The sequence below is a fragment of the Enterococcus sp. AZ089 genome (assembly GCF_050547225.1).
Classification (GTDB): domain Bacteria; phylum Bacillota; class Bacilli; order Lactobacillales; family Enterococcaceae; genus Enterococcus_D; species Enterococcus_D entomosocium.
This window is the reverse complement of record NZ_CP172954.1, coordinates 1,375,051-1,393,603: the sequence shown is the minus strand read 5'-3', so window position 1 is coordinate 1,393,603 and position 18,553 is coordinate 1,375,051. Positions and strand designations below refer to the sequence as shown.

Here is an 18,553-nt window from a genome sequence, read left to right as displayed (position 1 = left end):
AACCATTGAAACGAGAAATTGGCCTTTCGATTTACCCCGACCATAGCGATCCTTTACTGGATCAAGACTATTTAAAAAAAGCTGCTGCCCTTGGTTACTCTCGCTTATTTATGAGTATGCTAGAAGTCAGTGAAGGCAAAGAGACCGTCAGAAAAAAATTCTCTTCGATTATCGGGTTTGCCAAGAACCTTGGGTTTGAAACGATTTTAGATATTTCCCCAGCTGTTTTTAGTGATCTGGCGATCTCTTATGACGATCTAAGCTTCTTTGCAGAATTAGGTGCGGACGGTATCCGCTTGGATCAAGGGTTTGATGGCAGCAAAGAAGCCCAACTGACCTTCAATCCATTCGGCTTGGCGATTGAATTAAATATGAGTAATGATGTGAACTATTTAGAAAATATCCTTTCTTATCAAGCCAATGAACCTTTTTTATATGGCTGCCACAATTTTTACCCCCAACGAGGCACAGGCTTAACGGAGGCTTTTTTCCGCAACTGCAGTCAACGTTTTAAAAAATATGGGTTGAAAACAGCCGCCTTCATCACTAGCCAATCAGCCAAAATTGGCCCTTGGGAAGTCAATGATGGCCTGCCAACCTTAGAATCTTGTCGCGATTTACCATTGGCGCTACAAGGAAAGCTGCTTTTTGCTTCTGGGTTGATCGATACGGTGATTATTGGCAATGTCTATGCGTCGGATGCAGAACTGAAAGCTCTGGCAACGATCGATCGCTACAAACTGACCTTTGGCGTTTCCGTAGAAGCAGAAGCCAGCGAAATCGAACGGAGGATATTAGCTGAAACCAATCATTTTCGTCGCGGTGACAGTAATGCGTTAGTCGCTCGGTCCACACAATCACGGGTGAAATACCGTCCCATCGAAAACCTCCCTCATACAAACCAAGAACCGTTTGCTTATGGGGACATCGTTATCGGCAATGATACCTTTGGTCAGTACAAAAACGAATTGCAGATCGTTTTGACCCCTCACCAAGACGCCCGAAAAAACAAAGTCGGTGCTATCCCAAAAGATGAGTTGCCTTTGTTGGAATATTTGAAACCATGGACCAAATTTGCTTTCGAATTGTTGGATTAAATCATTAGAAAAAAGCCGCTGATCACAAAAGGATCAACGGCTTTTCTTAGGTATTAATCTTCTCTTTTGGACTCATCGATTTGATAAACAAATGACGGATCGATCGCTTGATCCAGTGTGTCAAATGCACCTTGGATGCGCCGTTCCACTTCCGCCAAGCCCTCTTTGTCCATCTTTTTGATGTCACTGATATCGATTGGCTCCCCAAAACGGACAGTCACTCGCTTGCGTTTAAATAAATCCTTTAATGTCAGCGGTCCTTGATAAACAGAGGGAACGATCTTGACTTTGGCCATTTTCGCGATCAACGCCATGCCACCTTTTAAGGCCGTTGCATGTCTCGTACCACTTGGGAACATGATCAAGCTAAGATCGGTTTCCTTCAAGATTTTGACTGGCGTCTTTACCGCGCTCGGTCCTGGTTTGTCCCGTTTGACTGGAAAAGCATTGGCATGAATCAAAATGAACCGTAAAATCGGGTTTTTGAACAGCTCTTCTTTCGCCATAAAACTGAATTTCTTTGGCCGAGCAGCCACTGCTAGGTACAATGGATCCCACCAGGTTCGGTGAGGAGCCACTAAAATATAGTTTTCATTTTTAGGTAAAACCTCTTTGTTTTGATAACGAGCATTGCCGTTGATCAAAAATAATACTACGCGAACCACACCGCGCATAAAGCGAAAAAACATACTCATTTTCCTTTCTATTTCTCTCCTATTCAAGTATGCAAAAAAACGGTTTAAATGACAAGCCTTTTTTAGCGTTTCCCATTATTCTTAATCGTAGTATAATACATTGAAATGAATTTAGAACAGGAGTATGCTTCATGTTGCAACCGAACGAACGCATTGACCAATTGTATGCCGATGACATCAAGATTATTCAGAGTTCCGAAGTTTTTTCTTTTTCATTAGATGCTGTCTTATTAGCCAATTACGCTAGAGTACCAAAAAGAGGTGTGATCGTTGACCTTTGTGCAGGGAATGGCGCAGTCGGTTTATTTATCAGCAGAAAAACGACTGCTCATATTTATCAGGTCGAATTGCAGGAACGCTTAGCGGATATGGCGCAGCGCAGTATCGAATTAAATGACTTGCAAGAACAGCTGACGGTCTATCCTATGGATTTGAAGAATCTCTTTCAAAAAATCAAACCTGATTCCGTCGATCTTTTGGTCTGCAATCCGCCTTACTTTAAAAATATACCGACGGCGATCAAAAACCCGAATCCCTATTTAGCGATCGCCCGGCACGAGATCACCACAAATTTAGATGAAGTGATCCAAACCGCCAGTAAAGCGTTAAAAATGAATGGAAGGTTTGCGATGGTTCATCGCCCGGATCGCTTTCTCGATATTTTGGACCATATGCGCACCCATCGAATCGCGCCAAAACGAGTCCGCTTCGTCTATCCGAAAGTAGGCAAAGAGGCCAATATTTTATTGATTGAAGGAATCAAGGATGGTAAGGCGGAAGGGTTTAAAATTGATTCTCCTCTCATTACCTATGATGAAACGGGCTCTTATAGTCCAGAAGTGAAGGCGATGCTCTATGGCTGCTGACAACCATTACTTTTATGTCTTACGTTGCAACGACCAATCCTTTTACGGCGGCTATACTACCGATTTGAGTCGCCGCTTATTAGAGCATAACAAAGGGATCGGGGCAAAATATACCCGTCCCGCTAGTCGCAGACCCTTGCAAATGATCCATGCGGAAAGCTTTTCCACTCGTAGTAAAGCCACTCAAGCAGAAGCCGCCTTCAAAAAATTGCCTCGAAAAAAGAAAGAGGACTACCTGATCAGTCATAGGAAAAGCAATGTTCTCTGACCAAGCATGCAAAAAACTACCTGCGCACGGAAGTTTCCTTCTTGAGGGAGCTTTCTTTCGTGACTTAGGTAGTTTTTTTATCATTATTCATTCCTATTCGGTAACGCCCATTGGGTTTGACTTTTCCCAAATTCTTTCGGGATCACAGAATCAACGGATTGATATTCGAGGGTTTCTTGGGACTTTGGAATCGTGATTGCCGTTAAATAGTTGTTGGTTTCGGAATAGAAACCAATTGTTTCAAAGGAAGGATCAGTCAAATGATATTGAACCCCCTGCAGTTTAGCAGTTGTTTCCTCATCCACAAAAGTCGGTTGATAGCGAGCATAGTAAACCTGGGCGCCCATTTTAAAATATACGGAGTTATGAGCAGAACCAAGAAATTCAATCTCCCGTTCCACCGGTATTGCTTGATAGATTCCTAAAGTTTCAATCGCTTCATTGCTTTGGATGCGCTGATAAATTGCTGTAGTATCAGATTCGTAATATTTATAGCCTAGAAACATCTTTTCGCGATCTCGGATATTCGGTGTGATCAGCGCATTATACGTTTTGAATTCACCATACACTTGATCCCCAATAAAAAAACCTAATAGACACGTAACGACTATGCCGCCAAGCAATAGCGTCACTTTTGGGTTGCGGTTTTCTCGATAAAGCAGAACCATCAGGAACCCTAATAACGCAATCAGACCAACTACCATGAGAATTGGTAGGATCACATAATAAAAACGCTCACTTTGCAGCCATTTTTCGCTCGTCATAAATGCAACCATTTTTTATTCCTCTTCGATTCCTCACTACTCACTGTCTTACCCTTGGTCAAACAGTAGAAGGATCGTCCTTTCATCCCTTTTCATGCCAATTATCCTCAAGGCGCTCAATTCCCATATAAGTTCTTATGAGATTAATTTTACCATAACTATGTAGAAAAGATAAGTGTTAGATGAATTGCTTTTCACAACAAACATCCATTGACAAAAGGAGGGTTTTATCAGATAATATTGATGCTAATCGGGAATGAATGTCTCCCTCAGTTCTTACTGAAACCGCAATTTTGCTAATGACTTCTACCACTTTTTTTAGTGTGTAGCAGTCATTTTTTTATTTTCACTAGGTCGTCGTATTTGCAGGAGCATTGTTCCTATATTCTTTTTAAAGGATCGTGATAGAAATGATGAAACAAAAAACAACTAATTGGGAACTGACTGCTTTAGGTGTGGTCAGTCTGGTTATTGGCGTATTCGCTGGAGCCGTCGACACCTTCTTTGGGAAGATCCTACTTTCCTTAAGCGCCTTTCGTGATAGTCATTTTTTGCCCTTGATTCTCTTTTTACCCATTATCGGCATTTGTTTTACTTACCTGTTCCAAAAGTACGGTGACCGAAGTCCTCAGGGAATGAATTTAGTGTTTTTAGTCGGACATGAAGAAGAAAAAGACATTCCGTTGCGCTTGATTCCTTTTGTAATGGTGGGAACCTGGCTGACGCATTTATTTGGAGGAAGCGCTGGCAGAGAAGGGGTTGCGGTTCAGTTAGGTGCCACCATCGCCAATCGCTTAGGAAAATGGCTGCGACTAGAAAAGTACGCCAGCACCCTGATCATGATTGGGATGGCTGCGGGATTTGCTGGTTTATTTGAAACCCCGATCGCTGCGACGTTCTTCGCACTGGAGGTACTTGTCATCGGTAAATTCAGTCATCATGCACTCTTACCAACTTTGCTGGCTGCTTTCACCGCTAGTACGACTTCTCAATTGTTAGGATTAGAAAAATTTAGTTTTGCTTTGTCACCGTCCCCCGATTTGACTTTGGCTGTTTTTCTGAAATTACTTTTGATTGGCTTACTATTTGGTATTGTTGGTGGCAGCTTTGCGGGATTATTAGAAACGATGAAACGGATCATGAAACGACTCTTTCCTCATCCTCTCTGGCGCATTGGCATCGGTTCACTCGTGCTAGTCTTACTTTTTGTCCTTTTGTATCATGGTCGTTATTCAGGTTTAGGAACGAATTTGATCAGCGCTAGTTTCACGAATCAACCAATCTATTCTTATGACTGGCTGCTTAAGATGGTGTTAACTGTACTGACTATCAGTATTGGTTTTTTGGGCGGAGAAGTCACCCCTTTGTTTGCGATCGGCGCCTCTTTGGGCGTCGTGCTGGCACCGCTCTTCGGACTGCCTATCGAACTGGTGGCAGCCCTAGGCTATGCCAGTGTCTTTGGCAGTGCTACTAGCACTTTATTTGCACCGATCTTTATCGGTGGGGAAGTCTTTGGCTTTGAAAATCTGCCCTTGTTTGTGATCGTCTGCTCCGTCGCCTACTTTATCAGTAAACCCTATAGTATTTATCCCTTACAAAAATCATTGGCAGACGGGAAATGATTCACTTTTGATCCCTCCTCCAGAGCAAAAGAAAAAACCGCGAACAAGTCGCGGTTTTTTTCTTATTTCGCACGTTTTAAGTAGGTACCTTCAGCTGTATTGATTTCTAGCATTTCGCCTTCTTCAACAAAGTCAGGAACATTGACAACTAAGCCAGTTTCCATCGTTGCTGGCTTGCCTGAACCAGTCACAGTCGCCCCTTTGATCGACGGCTGTGTTTCAACAACCTTTAAGATTACGCTTGATGGTAGTTGAACGCCGATTACTTCGCTGCCGAAGAATTGGATTTTTACTTCCATGTTTTCAAGAATAAATTTCATTTCTTCTTCTACCACTTCAACTGGAATTTCATATTGTTCATACGTTTCCAGATCCATGAAGAATGCTGTATCATCCATTGTGTATAGATATTGTACAGCTTTCGTATCAATATGCGCTTTTTCAAATTTTTCTTCTGGACGGAAGGTTGTATCATAAGTCGAACCAGTCCGAACGTCCCGTAATTTCATACGCATAACCGTATTTCCCTTACCTGGTTTGTGATGGCTAGCATCTAATACTTTGATAAGTTTGCCGTCTTGAACGAATGTCATTCCAGCTCTTAAGTCACTTGCATTGATCATAATTTTGAAATCTCCTTCACTATGTGATAATCCTTGTCTATTGTATCAAAAAAAGCTGCTTTATTCTAGCTAAATCAGTGGGAAGGTCGCACAAGTTTACGGCGTTTCTCCATATAGTGAGGGTCATACTCATCTGTCTCAATATAAATATAGACTTTTTTATCTGCCATCTGGTGTCGAATCTCGGCTTCAATCTCATTAATGATCTCATAGCCGACCTCTTCTTGTTTCGAGGCAATATCAACTTTTGCCGCAATCAAAATTTCTGATGGTCCTAAATGCACCGTTTTAACATCAATCAAGCGATCAACATCTGGCCGTTCAAATGCTCTTTTGATCACTGCTAGATCCCGTTTTGTGACACTTTCGCCAATCAGTAGACTGTAAAATTCGCGGGCTAAGAAAATGGCTGCTACCATCAATAAAAGACCAATCAATAAACCACTGAAGGCATCAAAAAATGCGTTACCCGTAATCATGGTTAAAATCGTACCAAATAGTGCGATCATTAGGCCGATCATTGCACAAAAGTCTTCTGTGAAAATGATCAGAATCTCACTATGCCGACTTTCTTTCAAAAAACGATAGATTGGTTGACGTTCCACATTCAGTTCGCGGATCTCCTTGATCGCGATCCACAACGAACTTCCTTCAACGATCATCCCGAAAATCAAAATAGCGATCACCAACCAAGCGTTACCAACTTCATGGGCAGGATGCAGCAGCTTTTCTACCGCTTCCATCACACCGAGTGCGCCCCCACCAAAGAAGAGCATCATCGCAACGATCGTGCTAAAAAAATATTTCGCCCGACCTTCTCCAAACTGATGCAGTTCACTTTGGCCCTTTGTTGCCCGTTTATCCCCTATCAATAAAAAGATTTGATTACTACAATCCACGACACTATGAATGCTTTCATTCAACATGGCTGCACTGCCACTTAGTGCATAACCGACAAACTTACTAATAGCCACCAAAATATTTGAGATCAGGGCAGCGATGACCGCCATCATACCATTTGCTTTCTTTTCCACACCTTACGCTTCCTCTCATCAATAAATTCCCTGTCTTTTACTCTGCTATTCTTCTCGAATGAATCACGGCTGACTGAGTCTCTTCAATCAACAGGTGCTTGTTTTTTCAACTTTGCTTCTCGGCGGCTGATTTTTTTGGTCCAAAATCCACCTGAGATATACTTGGGTTCATAGCTGATGATAAACGCTCGTTCTTCCACCGCTTTGATGGTTTGATAGAGCTTTTTCTCACTTTTTCTTTGGGAAAGAATCTCTAAAATCAGTCGTAGCCCTTCTAAGCCTTCTCCATAACTTTGTGTAACTCCATAGCCTTCTTGTCGTAAGATCTTTGGCAAACTCTTTTCCTCATCCGTATTACTAGGTAGGATCACTGTGACCATTGTATAGCCCAGAGCCAGCTTATCTTCGATTTTGATACCAATACTGACTCCTGCAGCATAACCTAATGCATAGAACAAGAGATTCAGCGGGTTATCCAAACGATCCAATACCATAGATAAGCCTAAAATATAGATCGTGATTTCGATCATACTCACTAATGGGGCAATCACGCGATACCCTTTCATTGTCAATAAAAATCGCAGTGTGTTCAATGTAACATAGGCGAGATTGATAAAGAAAATCATCGCCAGCATTTGTAGATCAACTTCCATCTTTGATTCCCCCTTGTTCTTAGCATATCAAAAGGCAAGAGAAAATTAAAATATTTGAGCAGGATTTAATTACTAAAATAGCTAAATAAAATTTATACTGGTGAAGATATAGTGCTTAAGTGATTTCATTGATCACTACCATGTCATGATTTTGCTCATTGGTCCATTGCCTGTGGTTTCACTCTCTTCTATTGATCGAAAAGCATATCCACCAAAGTGGGAAAAGTAGTTTAAACCACCGCTCGTCTGTTTCAGACAAAAAAGAAGTCCAATGGCAACTGGACTTCTTTTTGTCTGAGCAACTTTTACAGTGTTCGATCATATTCACGATTGCAGAACATGCTTACTTGTTTTCCAAGGGGTTATTCGTCAGCACCAGGTACGAAACTCAGCTCCCAACGAAGGGTTCCTTGATAACTTGTTGCTTGCGGCCTCGCGCCAATAGGGATTTCCAGCTCGACACTTTTTTGCATGGTATGCTCGTTTCCATAGCGTTGAATCCAAGTACCCGTCCCTTGATTTTCATTGGCACGTGCAATCACTTGGTTCTGCGGTCCTAGCTCAATTGCTTCAACGTAGTCTGGTGCTTCAGAGGGATTTTCTCTAGAGGTAACCATTTCAATATTCGTCAAATGCACACTCGCTCCTTTTAAGTGGTGCTTAAACGCTTCCGTGCTAACGAACCCTTCCTCAGATAATCGGGCACTCAAGGTCCAGCCCTTTTGAAGAAATCGACGATCGGAAACCTGAATGTAGTTTGGTCGTTCGGTTGATTCATGATCATCCACTAAAGAAATTCGTTGCGGACGCGCCGGATAGCGGCTTGTCGACGAGCGAATCGGTACTGTACCAAAATCGAATTGTGAAACAAAGTCTAAACTGATAAACCCGCGATTTTCTGGTATCAATGGTGGATTTTCAGGTAGAATCGGTTGATCAGGATCAAGGGGATCTTTTGGGTCAACGTCACCAATGGGTTCCACAGTGGTTGATGCTTCTGCCCATTTACCATCAAGAAATGCCTGAGCGGTGACCACCTCACCTTGTGTAAAATACTGGAAAGGTTCTAAATCAGATAGATCAAGTAAATAGTGCCCATTTTCACCCGCTTGTGTGTGAAAGTACTCGCTATTGCCGGCACTATCGACTGGCGTTTCAAGCGTCGGTTCTGGCATCAGCCCCTCTCTTTGAAATCGAAGGTAGCTACCAGGATTGGCGGTTCCCGAAATCGTATAGGCATTAGGTAAGGTTCTATCTTCTGTCAAAGGATCGATGGTCACCGTGATGTCTGGGATTCTCTCAAATAATAGACGTTGTGAACGAGAAGCAAACTGCGAGGCAAACCCTCGACTTGTTTCCTCATTCAGTGAAGATACATTGGTCACATTGGTGTTGGTTCCGGAAATCGCCGCAGTCATGGACAGAATCGGTTGCCACTGAAAATCAGATGGATCTCCTGTATTTCCATGCCGCCACTGGCGAATCGCCTGATTCTTTGCAGTGATTCCTCCCCCTTCAATTAGACCATTTGTTGTGGTCGTTATCGGGCGGGTTCTTTGCAAATTGACACGCTTGGCATCGTCGATCGTCAATCTTGCGGGATTGTTGGCACCGCTAAAGAAAAGTAGGCGTTGGACAGGTTGTGGGCTGTCTGAACGAATATCTAAGGTAGCATCTTTGCCTACGTTGAGATTGCCAGTCGTGCCAGAGAAGTGGAAGATATTTGCGGTTGTATTTTGATTTGTTGCTTCAACCTCTAAGGTGCTGCTGTCTTCTAAGGTTACATGAGTATTGGCACTCAACCAGAAAATATGACTATACAACGTTCGGTTTGTAGCAGTAACTGACAAGCGACTTTTTTCCATTAAGCGAATATCATGGGGCGTGCCTGATGTGATGACTGCCGGACTGTTGTTTTGTGTATTTAATGCCAATTCCGCACCTTTTCCTAACTCAATGCGTCCATTGCCAGCGACAAAGCGAATATTGGCACCGCCTGCTTCGCCAGCTGAACCGTTGGCATTTAATGATAGTCGGGCATTATTCCCTAGTATGAGACGCGCGTTCGTATTATAAAAATCAAGATTTCCTGAGCTGATCGTCGACATTTCGACGTTTGCTCCCTCACGAAGCTCTATTTGGTTGATTTCAAAATTCGCTTGGGTGTTCGAGTGAATCATCCAAGAAGCATTGAAGTCTGATGTATATCTAGGCGTTTGGTGTGAAACCGAATGTCCAGAAAAGCTGGCTCGAGAGTGCAAACCGTAAAACAACTGATTGCCAGTATGGTTGAGATTGTGGTACCGAATGATTGAACGCTGCTGATTTGACATGTTCAAATCATGATATTCAATTGCCCCCCAAAAGTTTCCATGGTAAAGTTCCAAATTTTGCAAGGTAATGTCCCATGGGGAATCAGGATTGACACTGGAATCGCGGAAACAGATCGCTACGGCTCTAAGATCCATCTGAAAGGTGTCGAGACCATCGATGATTAACGTTCTTGAAACTCTCGAGGCATTGATATAAACATAGGCTAATCCGCCATTAGGATTGGCGCTGCTGCTCCAGCCGTCAATTCCCGTAATGCCTAAACGAGGATTATCGTTCGTTTGAAAACTGGCTGTCAAATAAATATAATTGACCGTCGGATCGACCATTGCAGCCATAAATTCGACCCAGTTAGCAACCCCTCTCTTTTTTACGTCGTCGCCTAACAGATATAGATTGCCAGGATCTGACTCTGATTCGTCAGGAATCTGGCTTTCTATTTCCTTCTCTTTTGGTAATTGATCCTCTTTGTCCTCTTGATCGAATTGGTCAGTGGAGTCACTCGAATCGGTTAGCGCATCCTCTTGTGTATCCGTAGGGTTTGTCTCCCGTGCTTCCTTTATTTCAAGTCTTATCATTGATTCTGCTACTTCAAATGGAAACGCCCCTGCTGTATCAACTACCAATGGAACCAAAAAATCACTTCTAGGGATATCAGTCGTTAGTTTCCAACCATTCTCTTCAGTGGTTGACATAATTTTGACTCCCTTTGGCAACTCCTCTTCAACAAAAACCGCAGATTGCGGCAACCGGATCGCTATTTCACTAATGGGACGGCCCGTATGAAACGCAACTAGTAACATGTCTCCTACAGTCCCGGCTTTCGTTGATTCATCAAAATAAATGGCAACTTTTCCCTCAGCCTCTTTCTCTCGTATCGGTTCGAATGGGTCACTCGCAACCGTTTCTTCCTCCAGCTGTGCAGCAAAGAAAATGTTTGAAGAAAACACACTCATGGTTGAAAAAAAGTAGAGTCCTCCAAGTAAGCCAATAATGACGGTGAAATATACCTTTCTCTTTTTCTTGTTCATTTGTTGATGCCCCACCTTTCAGCGTATCTTTCCCTTGAAATCGATCATGGATCAGTCCTTCCCAAAGAGCAGCTTTAACCATCAGGACGCTTGCTTCCTTTTTTCAATTACGGCTGATCAGAAAACCACAATCCTGCCATCGATTTTAAATGACAAAAGAAATCGCCAATTAAAATAACAAACATTATAAATAACGATGGTTTTGATCGTTTCACTTTATTCTATAGCCCACGCTATTGCTTAGTAAAATCAGAATATTCCTCAGTCGGTGAAAAATGTAATTCGACTAAGTATTTTGTGAAATCGGCAGTTTCAGCACACAAAAAAAACAGCTAGATGTTCGCCATCTAGCTGAAATCATTCATCGTTATGATCAAAGGACTACTTCTATTAAGAGTAACTGTCTCTACTATTTAGAACGAAAATAGCCATTTGAAGATTCTTCTTGTTGATCGTCTTCAATCATTCCTTTTAATGATCGATCTAAAACGGACCGTTTTTTCTCACCATTTTTTTTATTGTTGGCTCGAAACTCGCTGCGTGTCATCCCAACAGAGGGGTGGCGATTGAATTTTTTGACGGTTGGATCGCTTTCTTCTTTGACTTGATAAGCTGCTGGTTCAGTATCAAATAACAAATAACTTTCTTGTTTTTTTGCCATTGCATCCATCAAATCGTTCGGCGTAATTTCAGGTTTTTGCTCATCTGGAATAATTGATGCAGGAATATATTTAGGCACGAAGTAAGAGCGTCCCGAATATTCTTTTTTCGAAGAAACAGGAACCTCAGCTTTTTCCTTCTTACTAGTCACTTGATAAGAAGAATGGTTCGCTTCTTTGCCAAAAAAATTGGTTTTTCCTGTCGGCATCTGCTCTTTCACCGGACGTTTTCCGTACTGAGGCAAGTTGGCACGGTGATTGGCAAGCTCTTCTTTTTGACGAACATTGTGCCCTCGATCGCGTTGGCTGGAATGCACTTTACGCTGCAAAGATTGATTTTCTTCCTTGTGAGAATGACTCACGGGATCTTTGATTTCGGTTAAAATCCAATCATCTGCTTTACTGAATGCGGGGCGATGCTCGGATTGAAGCTTCACACCGTCTGTATCATCATAAGCAGGAAAACGGAAGTGTTTTCGTTTCACATCTAAATAATTTGCCACTGTACTCATCCTCTTACATGCATTTTTTTCATCATACCACAAATAAAAGAGAATTTCACGAAAGACTGCGCCGTTTCAACCGAAGTCGCTTCAATTGTCTCCCCTTGGAGGCACTGACTCCGTCAAGCTTGCCGCATTTGGTTCTTTGATATGGGCAAATAATGGATCGATCTGCCAAATATCTGCTGCATAATTTCGCACCGTTTCATCCGCCGAAAACTTCCCAGCATTCGCAATATTCATTAGACTGATTTTTTGCCAGCGATGAGTATCTTGATAAGCAATATCCACCCGATGCTGTGCATCACAATAGGCGTGGAAATCTCTTAATAAAAAGTACTCATCATTGTATTTCAAAAGTGAATCAAAAATCTCGCGGCCTTCTACTTGAATATTGGGGATTGTCCCGTCAATAAAGGCATTGACTACACGTTGCAATAGTGGATCTGACTCATAATACGCATAGGCAGAATAATTACGCTGGGCGTAATACTGATACACTTCTTCTTCGGTTAGCCCAAAGATCGCGATGTTTTCATCACCGATTGCATCTCGAATCTCAATATTGGCACCATCTAAAGTGGCGATCGTTACTGCCCCATTTAGCATCAACTTCATATTACTTGTCCCTGAAGCTTCTTTGGAGGCCAATGATATTTGTTCACTGACATCCGCTGCTGGGATAATTTTTTCTGCTAAAGAAACGTTGTAATTTTCTAAAAAAACAACCTTGATTTTATCATTGATGGTTTCATCATGATTGATCAGATTCGCCACTTCATTGATGACTTTAATGATCGATTTTGCGTAGTGATAACTTGGTGCGGCTTTGGCACCAAAGAGAAAGACTCTTGGATGAAACGCAGCAGTTGGATCGTCTTTGACCTCAAAGTAGAGCTTTAGAATATGCATAAGATTTAGTAATTGTCGTTTGTATGCATGCAGACGCTTGATCTGCACATCAAATATTGCCGTCGGATCTACTGTGATGCCCGTTGCTTTTTGAATGTACTGTGCCAGTGCACGCTTGTTACTCATTTTTGCGTCGGCAATTTGTTGGAGAACAGTTTCGTCCTCATAATAGTTTTTGAGTAGTTGCAGGTCTAATGGATCATTGCGCCAGCTTGTACCGATGGACTGATCCAATACTTTGGCTAACGGTTGATTGGCTAGCTGAAGCCAACGCCGTTGCGCGATGCCGTTGGTCTTATTGTTGAAACGGGCAGGATAAATAAGATAAAAGTCATGGAGTACCACTGATTTTAGTAAATCAGAATGGAGCTTGGCTACGCCATTGACACTGTGGCTGCCGATGATCGCGAGATGTGCCATATGGACTTGATCATCAATAATGATTCGCGTCCGTTCCAGTAAGGCTTGCGGATGGACCCCTTGCATCGTTTCCACAAAACGGCGATCAATTTCTTTGATGATCTGATCCATTCTCGGCAAAACTTCTTCAATCATGCGCACGGGCCATTTTTCTAAGGCTTCCGCCATGATCGTATGGTTCGTATAACTCATGACTTTCACGGTGATCGACCACGCTTGTTCCCAAGCAAGACCTTCTTCATCAACTAAAATGCGCATCAGTTCTGGGACGCAAAGGGCTGGGTGCGTATCATTGATGTGGATCGCTACTCGTTCACTCATCATGGCCAAAGGTAAATTCAATTTTTTATAATAACGGACGATACTTTGGATCCCTGCAGACACAAAAAAGTATTCTTGCATCAGCCGGGTCCGTTTGCCTGTCTCATTGGAATCATCGGGATACAAGACCGCTGTCAGATTTTCCAATGCTTGCCGCGATTCTAGTGTCGCGTAGTGCGCCTCATCTTCGGCAGGAACCTCGACACTCCATAAACGCAAGGTATTGAGATGGTGATTTTGGTAGCCAACCATTGCTGTATCATAAGGAACCGCCCGCCAGGTAAAGCCACCTTCATAGACTGGGGCTAATTTCCCGTCCTCTCCGGTAACGAGATAGACATGGCCCCCGAAACGAATAGGCACCGCCTTGCTTTCTTTGCGGACTTCCCAAACATTCCCCGAACGCAACCAGTCATCGGGCAACTCTACTTGATGACCGTCAATAAATTTTTGTTTAAATAATCCGTAGCGATAGCGGATCCCATTGCCATTTCCCGGCAAACCTAAAGAAGCCAATGAATCCATAAAACAAGACGCTAAGCGACCGAGTCCCCCGTTGCCTAAAGCCATGTCTTTTTCCGTCTCTGCAACATCGTCAAGTGAAACCCCTAACTCTTCAAAAACGGCTTCCGCTTGCTCCAACAGCTGCATATTTAACAGATTACTCTTTAACATTTTGCCGGGTAAAAATTCGATTGAAAAATAATACGCTTGTTTCTGATCCTCCAACAAGAGATTTTTTCTGGTCTGACGCCAGTCTTCTGAATACATTTGCTTCACGACATTGGCTAGCGCCTGAAACAATTCCTGCGGTGATGCTTCATCGATCTCTATCGCAAACAGTTCGTGCACGTTGGTTTCTAACAGATCACGCAATCGTTCTTTTGTCATAGGGTTACACTCCTTTATGCTAACCGTTTATAAAAAAGAAGAATTCTTGCCGCCAGAATGGCTAGTCATACAACTAGCCGTTCTGTTGCAGACAAGGATTCTTCTGTCTTAAAACAATCAAACTTTGATATTATTATACAACTCAACATAAAGATCTGAGCTTTGATTCCAGCTAAAATCTTTTTGCATTGCTTGCTTGACTAATGCCGTCCATGTTGTCGGATCCGATTCATATAATTCAATCCCCTGTTTTAAGGCATTCATCAAGTAAAAAGGTGAAAACTCTTGGAAGCCAAAGCCGGTTCCTTGTTTCGTGATCGGATTATAGGAATCCACCGTATCTTTCAAGCCACCGATTTCATGAACGATCGGTAATGTACCATAACGCATCGCGATCATCTGCGATAGTCCACATGGTTCAAAAGCCGAAGGCATCAAGAAGAGATCCGCTGCTGCGTATAACTTTTGCGCCAGTGCAATATCAAAAGAAATCGCGGCAGCACATTTGTCAGGATATTTCTGCGCAAAGTAGCGAAAGCCTTCTTCAAAATCATGTTCGCCAGTCCCTAGTAAGATGAACTGAACATCAAACTGCAAGAGGTTTTCCATTTCTTCAAGAACTAAATGGAACCCCTTTTGAGTGGTCAAACGACTAACAACGGAAATCAGCGGAACCTCTTTACGAGTTGGCAAGCCAAACTGTTCTTGTAGCGCTCGCTTGTTTTTAGCTTTTCCTGATAAATCCTCGACACTGAAAGGATAGTCCAAATGAGGATCGGTTTCTGGATCATTCATTTCATAATCAATTCCATTCAAGATACCGCTTAGCTTGCCACTTTCCATGCGTAAAATGACTTCAAGACCACAACCAAACTCAGCTGTTTTGATTTCTTCACTATAGGAAGGACTGACGGTCGTGATGCGGTCCGCATACAAGATTCCTGCTTTCATAAAGTTCAAGCAATCGTTTAAACGCAAGGTTCCATCATCATATCTTTCCGTACCCATCCCAAAAAGATCCGGTAAAATATCGCGACTATACCACCCTTGAAACCCAATGTTATGGATCGTCAAAACGGTGCGTATGTTTTGATACGCTTGGATCCAATGATATTTTTCTTTGATCAAGAACGGAATCATCGCCGTATGGTAATCATTGACATGTACGATGTCTGGAATAAATTCAATGCGTTCCATCATTTCGATCACGGCTAATTGGAAGAAAGCAAAGCGTTCCCCATCATCATAAAAATCATAGAGCCGTTCGCGACCAAAATAGTAGAGATTGTCTATGAAATAATAAGTCACAGCGCCTAGAACTAATTTTTTGATTCCACAATATTGCTTGCGCCAGCCGACCGCCACTTCAAAGGAAAAACAATCTTCCATTTGGTCTTGGTATTCGGCAGGCATTTTCGTGAAATAAGGTAAGACGACAACTGTCTCGACGCCTTTTTTGACCAACTCTTTTGGCAATGCACCTGCAACATCCCCTAACCCGCCTGTTTTAAAAAACGGAGCGCACTCTGCTGCTGTAAACAAAACCTTCATGCGCTTGCTCCTCCGATTACATCTTCTGTCACATGAGAATTCTTCTTAATGACAATCGGCGTTTCTTTGGTTCCCTGCACTTTTACACCTTCTGCGATGGTTACATTTTTATCTAAGATCGCATAAGAGACTTCGGCACCTGCTTTGATTTCGTTATTTCCGAAAATGATCGCGCCTTTGACTTTTGCCTCAGGATGGATTTTCGTACGGCGAGCAACCAGTGACTGCTCGACAGAGCCTTCAACGATGCAACCAGAAGCAAAGTGGCTATTTTTCACCTCAGACGTTTCCGAGTAATAGGTTGGTACTTCATTCTTCAATTTGGTATAGATTTTTTGATTCGAATAAAGCAATGAAGTGAATTTATGCACATCTAGCATGTCCATATTTGTTTGATAATAAGAAGAGATATCATAAATGTTACTTAAGTAACCAGTGTACTCATATAGGCCAGTGTTCTCCACAGAGATCATCTCTCGTAAAAATTGACCGAGATCTGCCGTTGCGCCAACTTTTTGCCCTTCTTTAAGAGCCGCGATCAGACGATCCGTTTGAATGATAAAAATATCCGTACACAAGTTGACTAGGGAGCCAACTTCCCCTTTTTTCGCTTGGATCGCTTCTTCTAAGTGTCCTTCACTGTCAACATTAAACAACAAGTCACTTTCAGAAACATTGTCACTGCCGATGCGTTTATACACCACAGTCATTTCATTGCCTTGTAGTTGATGAATTTTCAGCAAAGCACGCAAATCGATGTTGCATAAGATTTTGCTGCCCATAAATACAGTGTGATCTGATTTTGATTTTTCCAAATAGTCAATGACGTTATAGTAGTACTCTTGCCCTTCGGCTTGCTTTTTCAATGAGTCTTGAAATAAGTGAATAAAGAACCGGTTTTGAACACCGTCCAAGTTCCACTCTTTTCCACCGCCGATATGATCAAAGACCGACTGAGTCTCTCCTTCATTGAAAATCATGTAGACTTGTTTGATGTTGGCATTTTCAATACTTGAAAGATTGAAATCCAGCAAGCGATATTTGCAGTCAAACAACAAGGTCGACAGCGGACGATTCTCCGTTAATGGCATCAAGTCTTGGTATCGCTGTAGGTTCCCTAAAATTGCACACATTTTATTAGTTCTCATCAATCGTCACCCCTAAAATTTCAGAATAGCCGACTACGGCAATTTCGTCTGTTCCATCGATCTCTGCGTCGTCACCAATCACTGCATTTTCCCCAACAATCACTCGATTTAATTTGACATTTCTGCCAATCACCGCTCCAGGCATGATCACGCTATCTTTGATAGTCGAGCCTTCTTTCACTTGCACGTTCTCTGATAAAATACTGTGCTCGATCTCCCCAGCAACATAGCAGCCGTCCATCACAAGCGAATTTTTAGCAGCACCGGTTTCAGTTACAAAGTGCGGCGGTGCGATTGGGTTTTTGGAGAACACTTGCCAGCTTTTATCCCGGATATTCAACTCCATGGCTGGATCAATAAATTCCATGTTGGCTTCCCATAAGGAATCGATCGTTCCTACGTCTTTCCAATAGCCAGAGAAGCGATAGGCAAAAACGTTGTCGCCGCTTTCTAGATAAGAAGGAATGACATGTTTCCCAAAATCGACCATTTCGCCGTCTTTTGTGTAGTTACTCAATAGCATACTGCGTAGACGACTCCAATCAAATATATAGATCCCCATCGAAGCAAGATTGCTTTTTGGTTCGGCTGGTTTTTCATCAAATTCGATGATGCGGTCATTTTTATCAGTATTCATGATTCCGAAACGAGAAGCATCTTTCATCGGAACTTCGAGAACTGCAACCGTCAATGAAGCATCATTTTCTTTGTGTTTTTCCAGCATTTCTTCGTAATCCATTTTGTAGATATGGTCGCCGGACAAAATCAAGACGTATTGCGGGTCCATCTCATCGATATAGGCGATGTTTTGATAGATGGCATGGGCAGTTCCCTCAAACCATTTTTCGCCTTCTGAATTTGAATATGGCTGTAAAATCGTCACACCGGTACTGATTCCATCCAATCCCCAACTGGCGCCATTGCCGATATGGTTGTTCAGTGCTAAAGGTTGGTACTGCGTGACTACACCCACATTTTTGATTCCAGAATTGACACAATTACTCAACGTGAAATCGATGATCCGATACCTGCCGCCAAACGGAACTGCTGGCTTGGCAATATTTTTTGTTAGTTTCCCTAAACGAGTCCCTTGTCCTCCTGCGAGGATCATTGCTAACATTTCTGTTTTCATTTTGTTTGGTGATCTACTCACCGTTCCCCCTC

The 18,553-nt window shown here is 42.5% G+C and carries 15 protein-coding genes and 1 riboswitch; of the genes, 4 read left to right on the top strand and 11 right to left on the bottom strand.

Going from position 1 to position 18,553, the window contains the following annotated elements; genetic code table 11:
• Nucleotides 1-5 precede the first annotated feature (5 nt).
• Nucleotides 6-1,097 carry a DUF871 domain-containing protein gene (locus IGJ01_RS06545; RefSeq protein ID WP_430601540.1) on the top strand — a complete coding sequence of 364 codons (1,092 nt, stop codon included), beginning with the start codon at nt 6-8 and terminating at the stop codon, nt 1,095-1,097.
• A gap of 53 nt (nt 1,098-1,150) precedes the next feature.
• On the opposite strand, the gene IGJ01_RS06540 is transcribed toward IGJ01_RS06545, so the two are convergent.
• A complete protein-coding gene (locus IGJ01_RS06540; RefSeq protein ID WP_005229679.1) occupies nt 1,151-1,786 on the bottom strand; it encodes a lysophospholipid acyltransferase family protein in 636 nt (211 codons plus the stop codon).
• A 137-nt stretch (nt 1,787-1,923) separates the two neighbouring features.
• Here IGJ01_RS06540 and IGJ01_RS06535 point away from each other — a divergent pair, with 137 nt between their 5' ends.
• Nucleotides 1,924-2,658, top strand: coding sequence for a tRNA1(Val) (adenine(37)-N6)-methyltransferase (locus IGJ01_RS06535; RefSeq protein ID WP_005236774.1), 735 nt, complete (start codon nt 1,924-1,926; stop codon nt 2,656-2,658).
• Nucleotides 2,648-2,926 (top strand): GIY-YIG nuclease family protein, encoded by a 279-nt coding sequence (locus IGJ01_RS06530; protein ID WP_005236776.1) that lies wholly within the window; start codon nt 2,648-2,650, stop codon nt 2,924-2,926. The genes IGJ01_RS06535 and IGJ01_RS06530 overlap by 11 nt, the downstream gene beginning before the upstream one ends.
• Nucleotides 2,927-3,009: 83 nt before the next feature.
• Here the strand turns inward: IGJ01_RS06530 and IGJ01_RS06525 are convergent, their stop codons facing one another.
• Nucleotides 3,010-3,702 carry a hypothetical protein gene (locus IGJ01_RS06525; protein WP_008379712.1) on the bottom strand — a complete coding sequence of 231 codons (693 nt, stop codon included), beginning with the start codon at nt 3,700-3,702 and terminating at the stop codon, nt 3,010-3,012.
• 231 nt (nt 3,703-3,933) lie between these two features.
• Nucleotides 3,934-4,006: riboswitch (Fluoride riboswitch) on the top strand.
• A 94-nt stretch (nt 4,007-4,100) separates the two neighbouring features.
• Between IGJ01_RS06525 and IGJ01_RS06520 the strand changes: the two genes are divergently transcribed.
• On the top strand, nt 4,101-5,312 hold the full coding sequence (locus IGJ01_RS06520) for a chloride channel protein (protein WP_430601539.1): 1,212 nt from the start codon (nt 4,101-4,103) through the stop codon (nt 5,310-5,312).
• 62 nt (nt 5,313-5,374) lie between these two features.
• Here the strand turns inward: IGJ01_RS06520 and efp are convergent, their stop codons facing one another.
• The 9 genes from efp to IGJ01_RS06475 all read right to left on the bottom strand — a co-directional run bounded on the left by efp (nt 5,375) and on the right by IGJ01_RS06475 (nt 18,521).
• Nucleotides 5,375-5,935 (bottom strand): elongation factor P, encoded by a 561-nt coding sequence (gene efp / locus IGJ01_RS06515; protein ID WP_005229668.1) that lies wholly within the window; start codon nt 5,933-5,935, stop codon nt 5,375-5,377.
• 74 nt (nt 5,936-6,009) lie between these two features.
• Nucleotides 6,010-6,948, bottom strand: coding sequence for a cation diffusion facilitator family transporter (locus tag IGJ01_RS06510; protein WP_034872243.1), 939 nt, complete (start codon nt 6,946-6,948; stop codon nt 6,010-6,012).
• Between the two features lie 104 nt (nt 6,949-7,052).
• Nucleotides 7,053-7,622: a DUF2179 domain-containing protein gene (locus IGJ01_RS06505; RefSeq protein ID WP_430601538.1), complete on the bottom strand. Its 570-nt coding sequence runs from the start codon at nt 7,620-7,622 to the stop codon at nt 7,053-7,055.
• A gap of 362 nt (nt 7,623-7,984) precedes the next feature.
• Nucleotides 7,985-10,984, bottom strand: a complete 3,000-nt coding sequence (locus IGJ01_RS06500) for a WxL domain-containing protein (RefSeq protein WP_430601537.1) — start codon at nt 10,982-10,984, stop codon at nt 7,985-7,987.
• A 409-nt stretch (nt 10,985-11,393) separates the two neighbouring features.
• The gene (locus IGJ01_RS06495; RefSeq protein WP_016613236.1) at nt 11,394-12,155 is read right to left on the bottom strand and encodes a hypothetical protein; all 762 of its coding nucleotides are present in this window, start codon (nt 12,153-12,155) and stop codon (nt 11,394-11,396) included.
• Between the two features lie 81 nt (nt 12,156-12,236).
• Nucleotides 12,237-14,690 (bottom strand): glycogen/starch/alpha-glucan phosphorylase, encoded by a 2,454-nt coding sequence (locus IGJ01_RS06490; protein ID WP_016613235.1) that lies wholly within the window; start codon nt 14,688-14,690, stop codon nt 12,237-12,239.
• Between the two features lie 117 nt (nt 14,691-14,807).
• Nucleotides 14,808-16,241, bottom strand: coding sequence for a glycogen synthase GlgA (glgA, locus tag IGJ01_RS06485; protein ID WP_016613234.1), 1,434 nt, complete (start codon nt 16,239-16,241; stop codon nt 14,808-14,810).
• Nucleotides 16,238-17,389, bottom strand: a complete 1,152-nt coding sequence (gene glgD, locus IGJ01_RS06480; protein WP_016613233.1) for a glucose-1-phosphate adenylyltransferase subunit GlgD — start codon at nt 17,387-17,389, stop codon at nt 16,238-16,240. The genes glgA and glgD overlap by 4 nt, the downstream gene beginning before the upstream one ends.
• The gene (locus IGJ01_RS06475; RefSeq protein WP_016613232.1) at nt 17,379-18,521 is read right to left on the bottom strand and encodes a glucose-1-phosphate adenylyltransferase; all 1,143 of its coding nucleotides are present in this window, start codon (nt 18,519-18,521) and stop codon (nt 17,379-17,381) included. Before IGJ01_RS06475 ends, glgD begins: the two co-directional genes overlap by 11 nt.
• Nucleotides 18,522-18,553 lie beyond the last annotated feature (32 nt).

Coding starts and splice junctions, on each gene's coding strand:
- IGJ01_RS06535 (WP_005236774.1), top strand. CDS start 1,924: ATGTTGCAACCGAACGAACGCATTGACCAATTGTATGCCGATGACATC.
- IGJ01_RS06505 (WP_430601538.1), bottom strand. CDS start 7,622: ATGGAAGTTGATCTACAAATGCTGGCGATGATTTTCTTTATCAATCTC.
- IGJ01_RS06540 (WP_005229679.1), bottom strand. CDS start 1,786: ATGTTTTTTCGCTTTATGCGCGGTGTGGTTCGCGTAGTATTATTTTTG.
- glgD (WP_016613233.1), bottom strand. CDS start 17,389: ATGAGAACTAATAAAATGTGTGCAATTTTAGGGAACCTACAGCGATAC.
- IGJ01_RS06490 (WP_016613235.1), bottom strand. CDS start 14,690: ATGACAAAAGAACGATTGCGTGATCTGTTAGAAACCAACGTGCACGAA.
- IGJ01_RS06520 (WP_430601539.1), top strand. CDS start 4,101: ATGATGAAACAAAAAACAACTAATTGGGAACTGACTGCTTTAGGTGTG.
- IGJ01_RS06475 (WP_016613232.1), bottom strand. CDS start 18,521: ATGAAAACAGAAATGTTAGCAATGATCCTCGCAGGAGGACAAGGGACT.
- IGJ01_RS06525 (WP_008379712.1), bottom strand. CDS start 3,702: ATGGTTGCATTTATGACGAGCGAAAAATGGCTGCAAAGTGAGCGTTTT.
- glgA (WP_016613234.1), bottom strand. CDS start 16,241: ATGAAGGTTTTGTTTACAGCAGCAGAGTGCGCTCCGTTTTTTAAAACA.
- IGJ01_RS06510 (WP_034872243.1), bottom strand. CDS start 6,948: ATGATGGCGGTCATCGCTGCCCTGATCTCAAATATTTTGGTGGCTATT.
- IGJ01_RS06530 (WP_005236776.1), top strand. CDS start 2,648: ATGGCTGCTGACAACCATTACTTTTATGTCTTACGTTGCAACGACCAA.
- IGJ01_RS06500 (WP_430601537.1), bottom strand. CDS start 10,984: ATGAACAAGAAAAAGAGAAAGGTATATTTCACCGTCATTATTGGCTTA.
- IGJ01_RS06495 (WP_016613236.1), bottom strand. CDS start 12,155: ATGAGTACAGTGGCAAATTATTTAGATGTGAAACGAAAACACTTCCGT.
- efp (WP_005229668.1), bottom strand. CDS start 5,935: ATGATCAATGCAAGTGACTTAAGAGCTGGAATGACATTCGTTCAAGAC.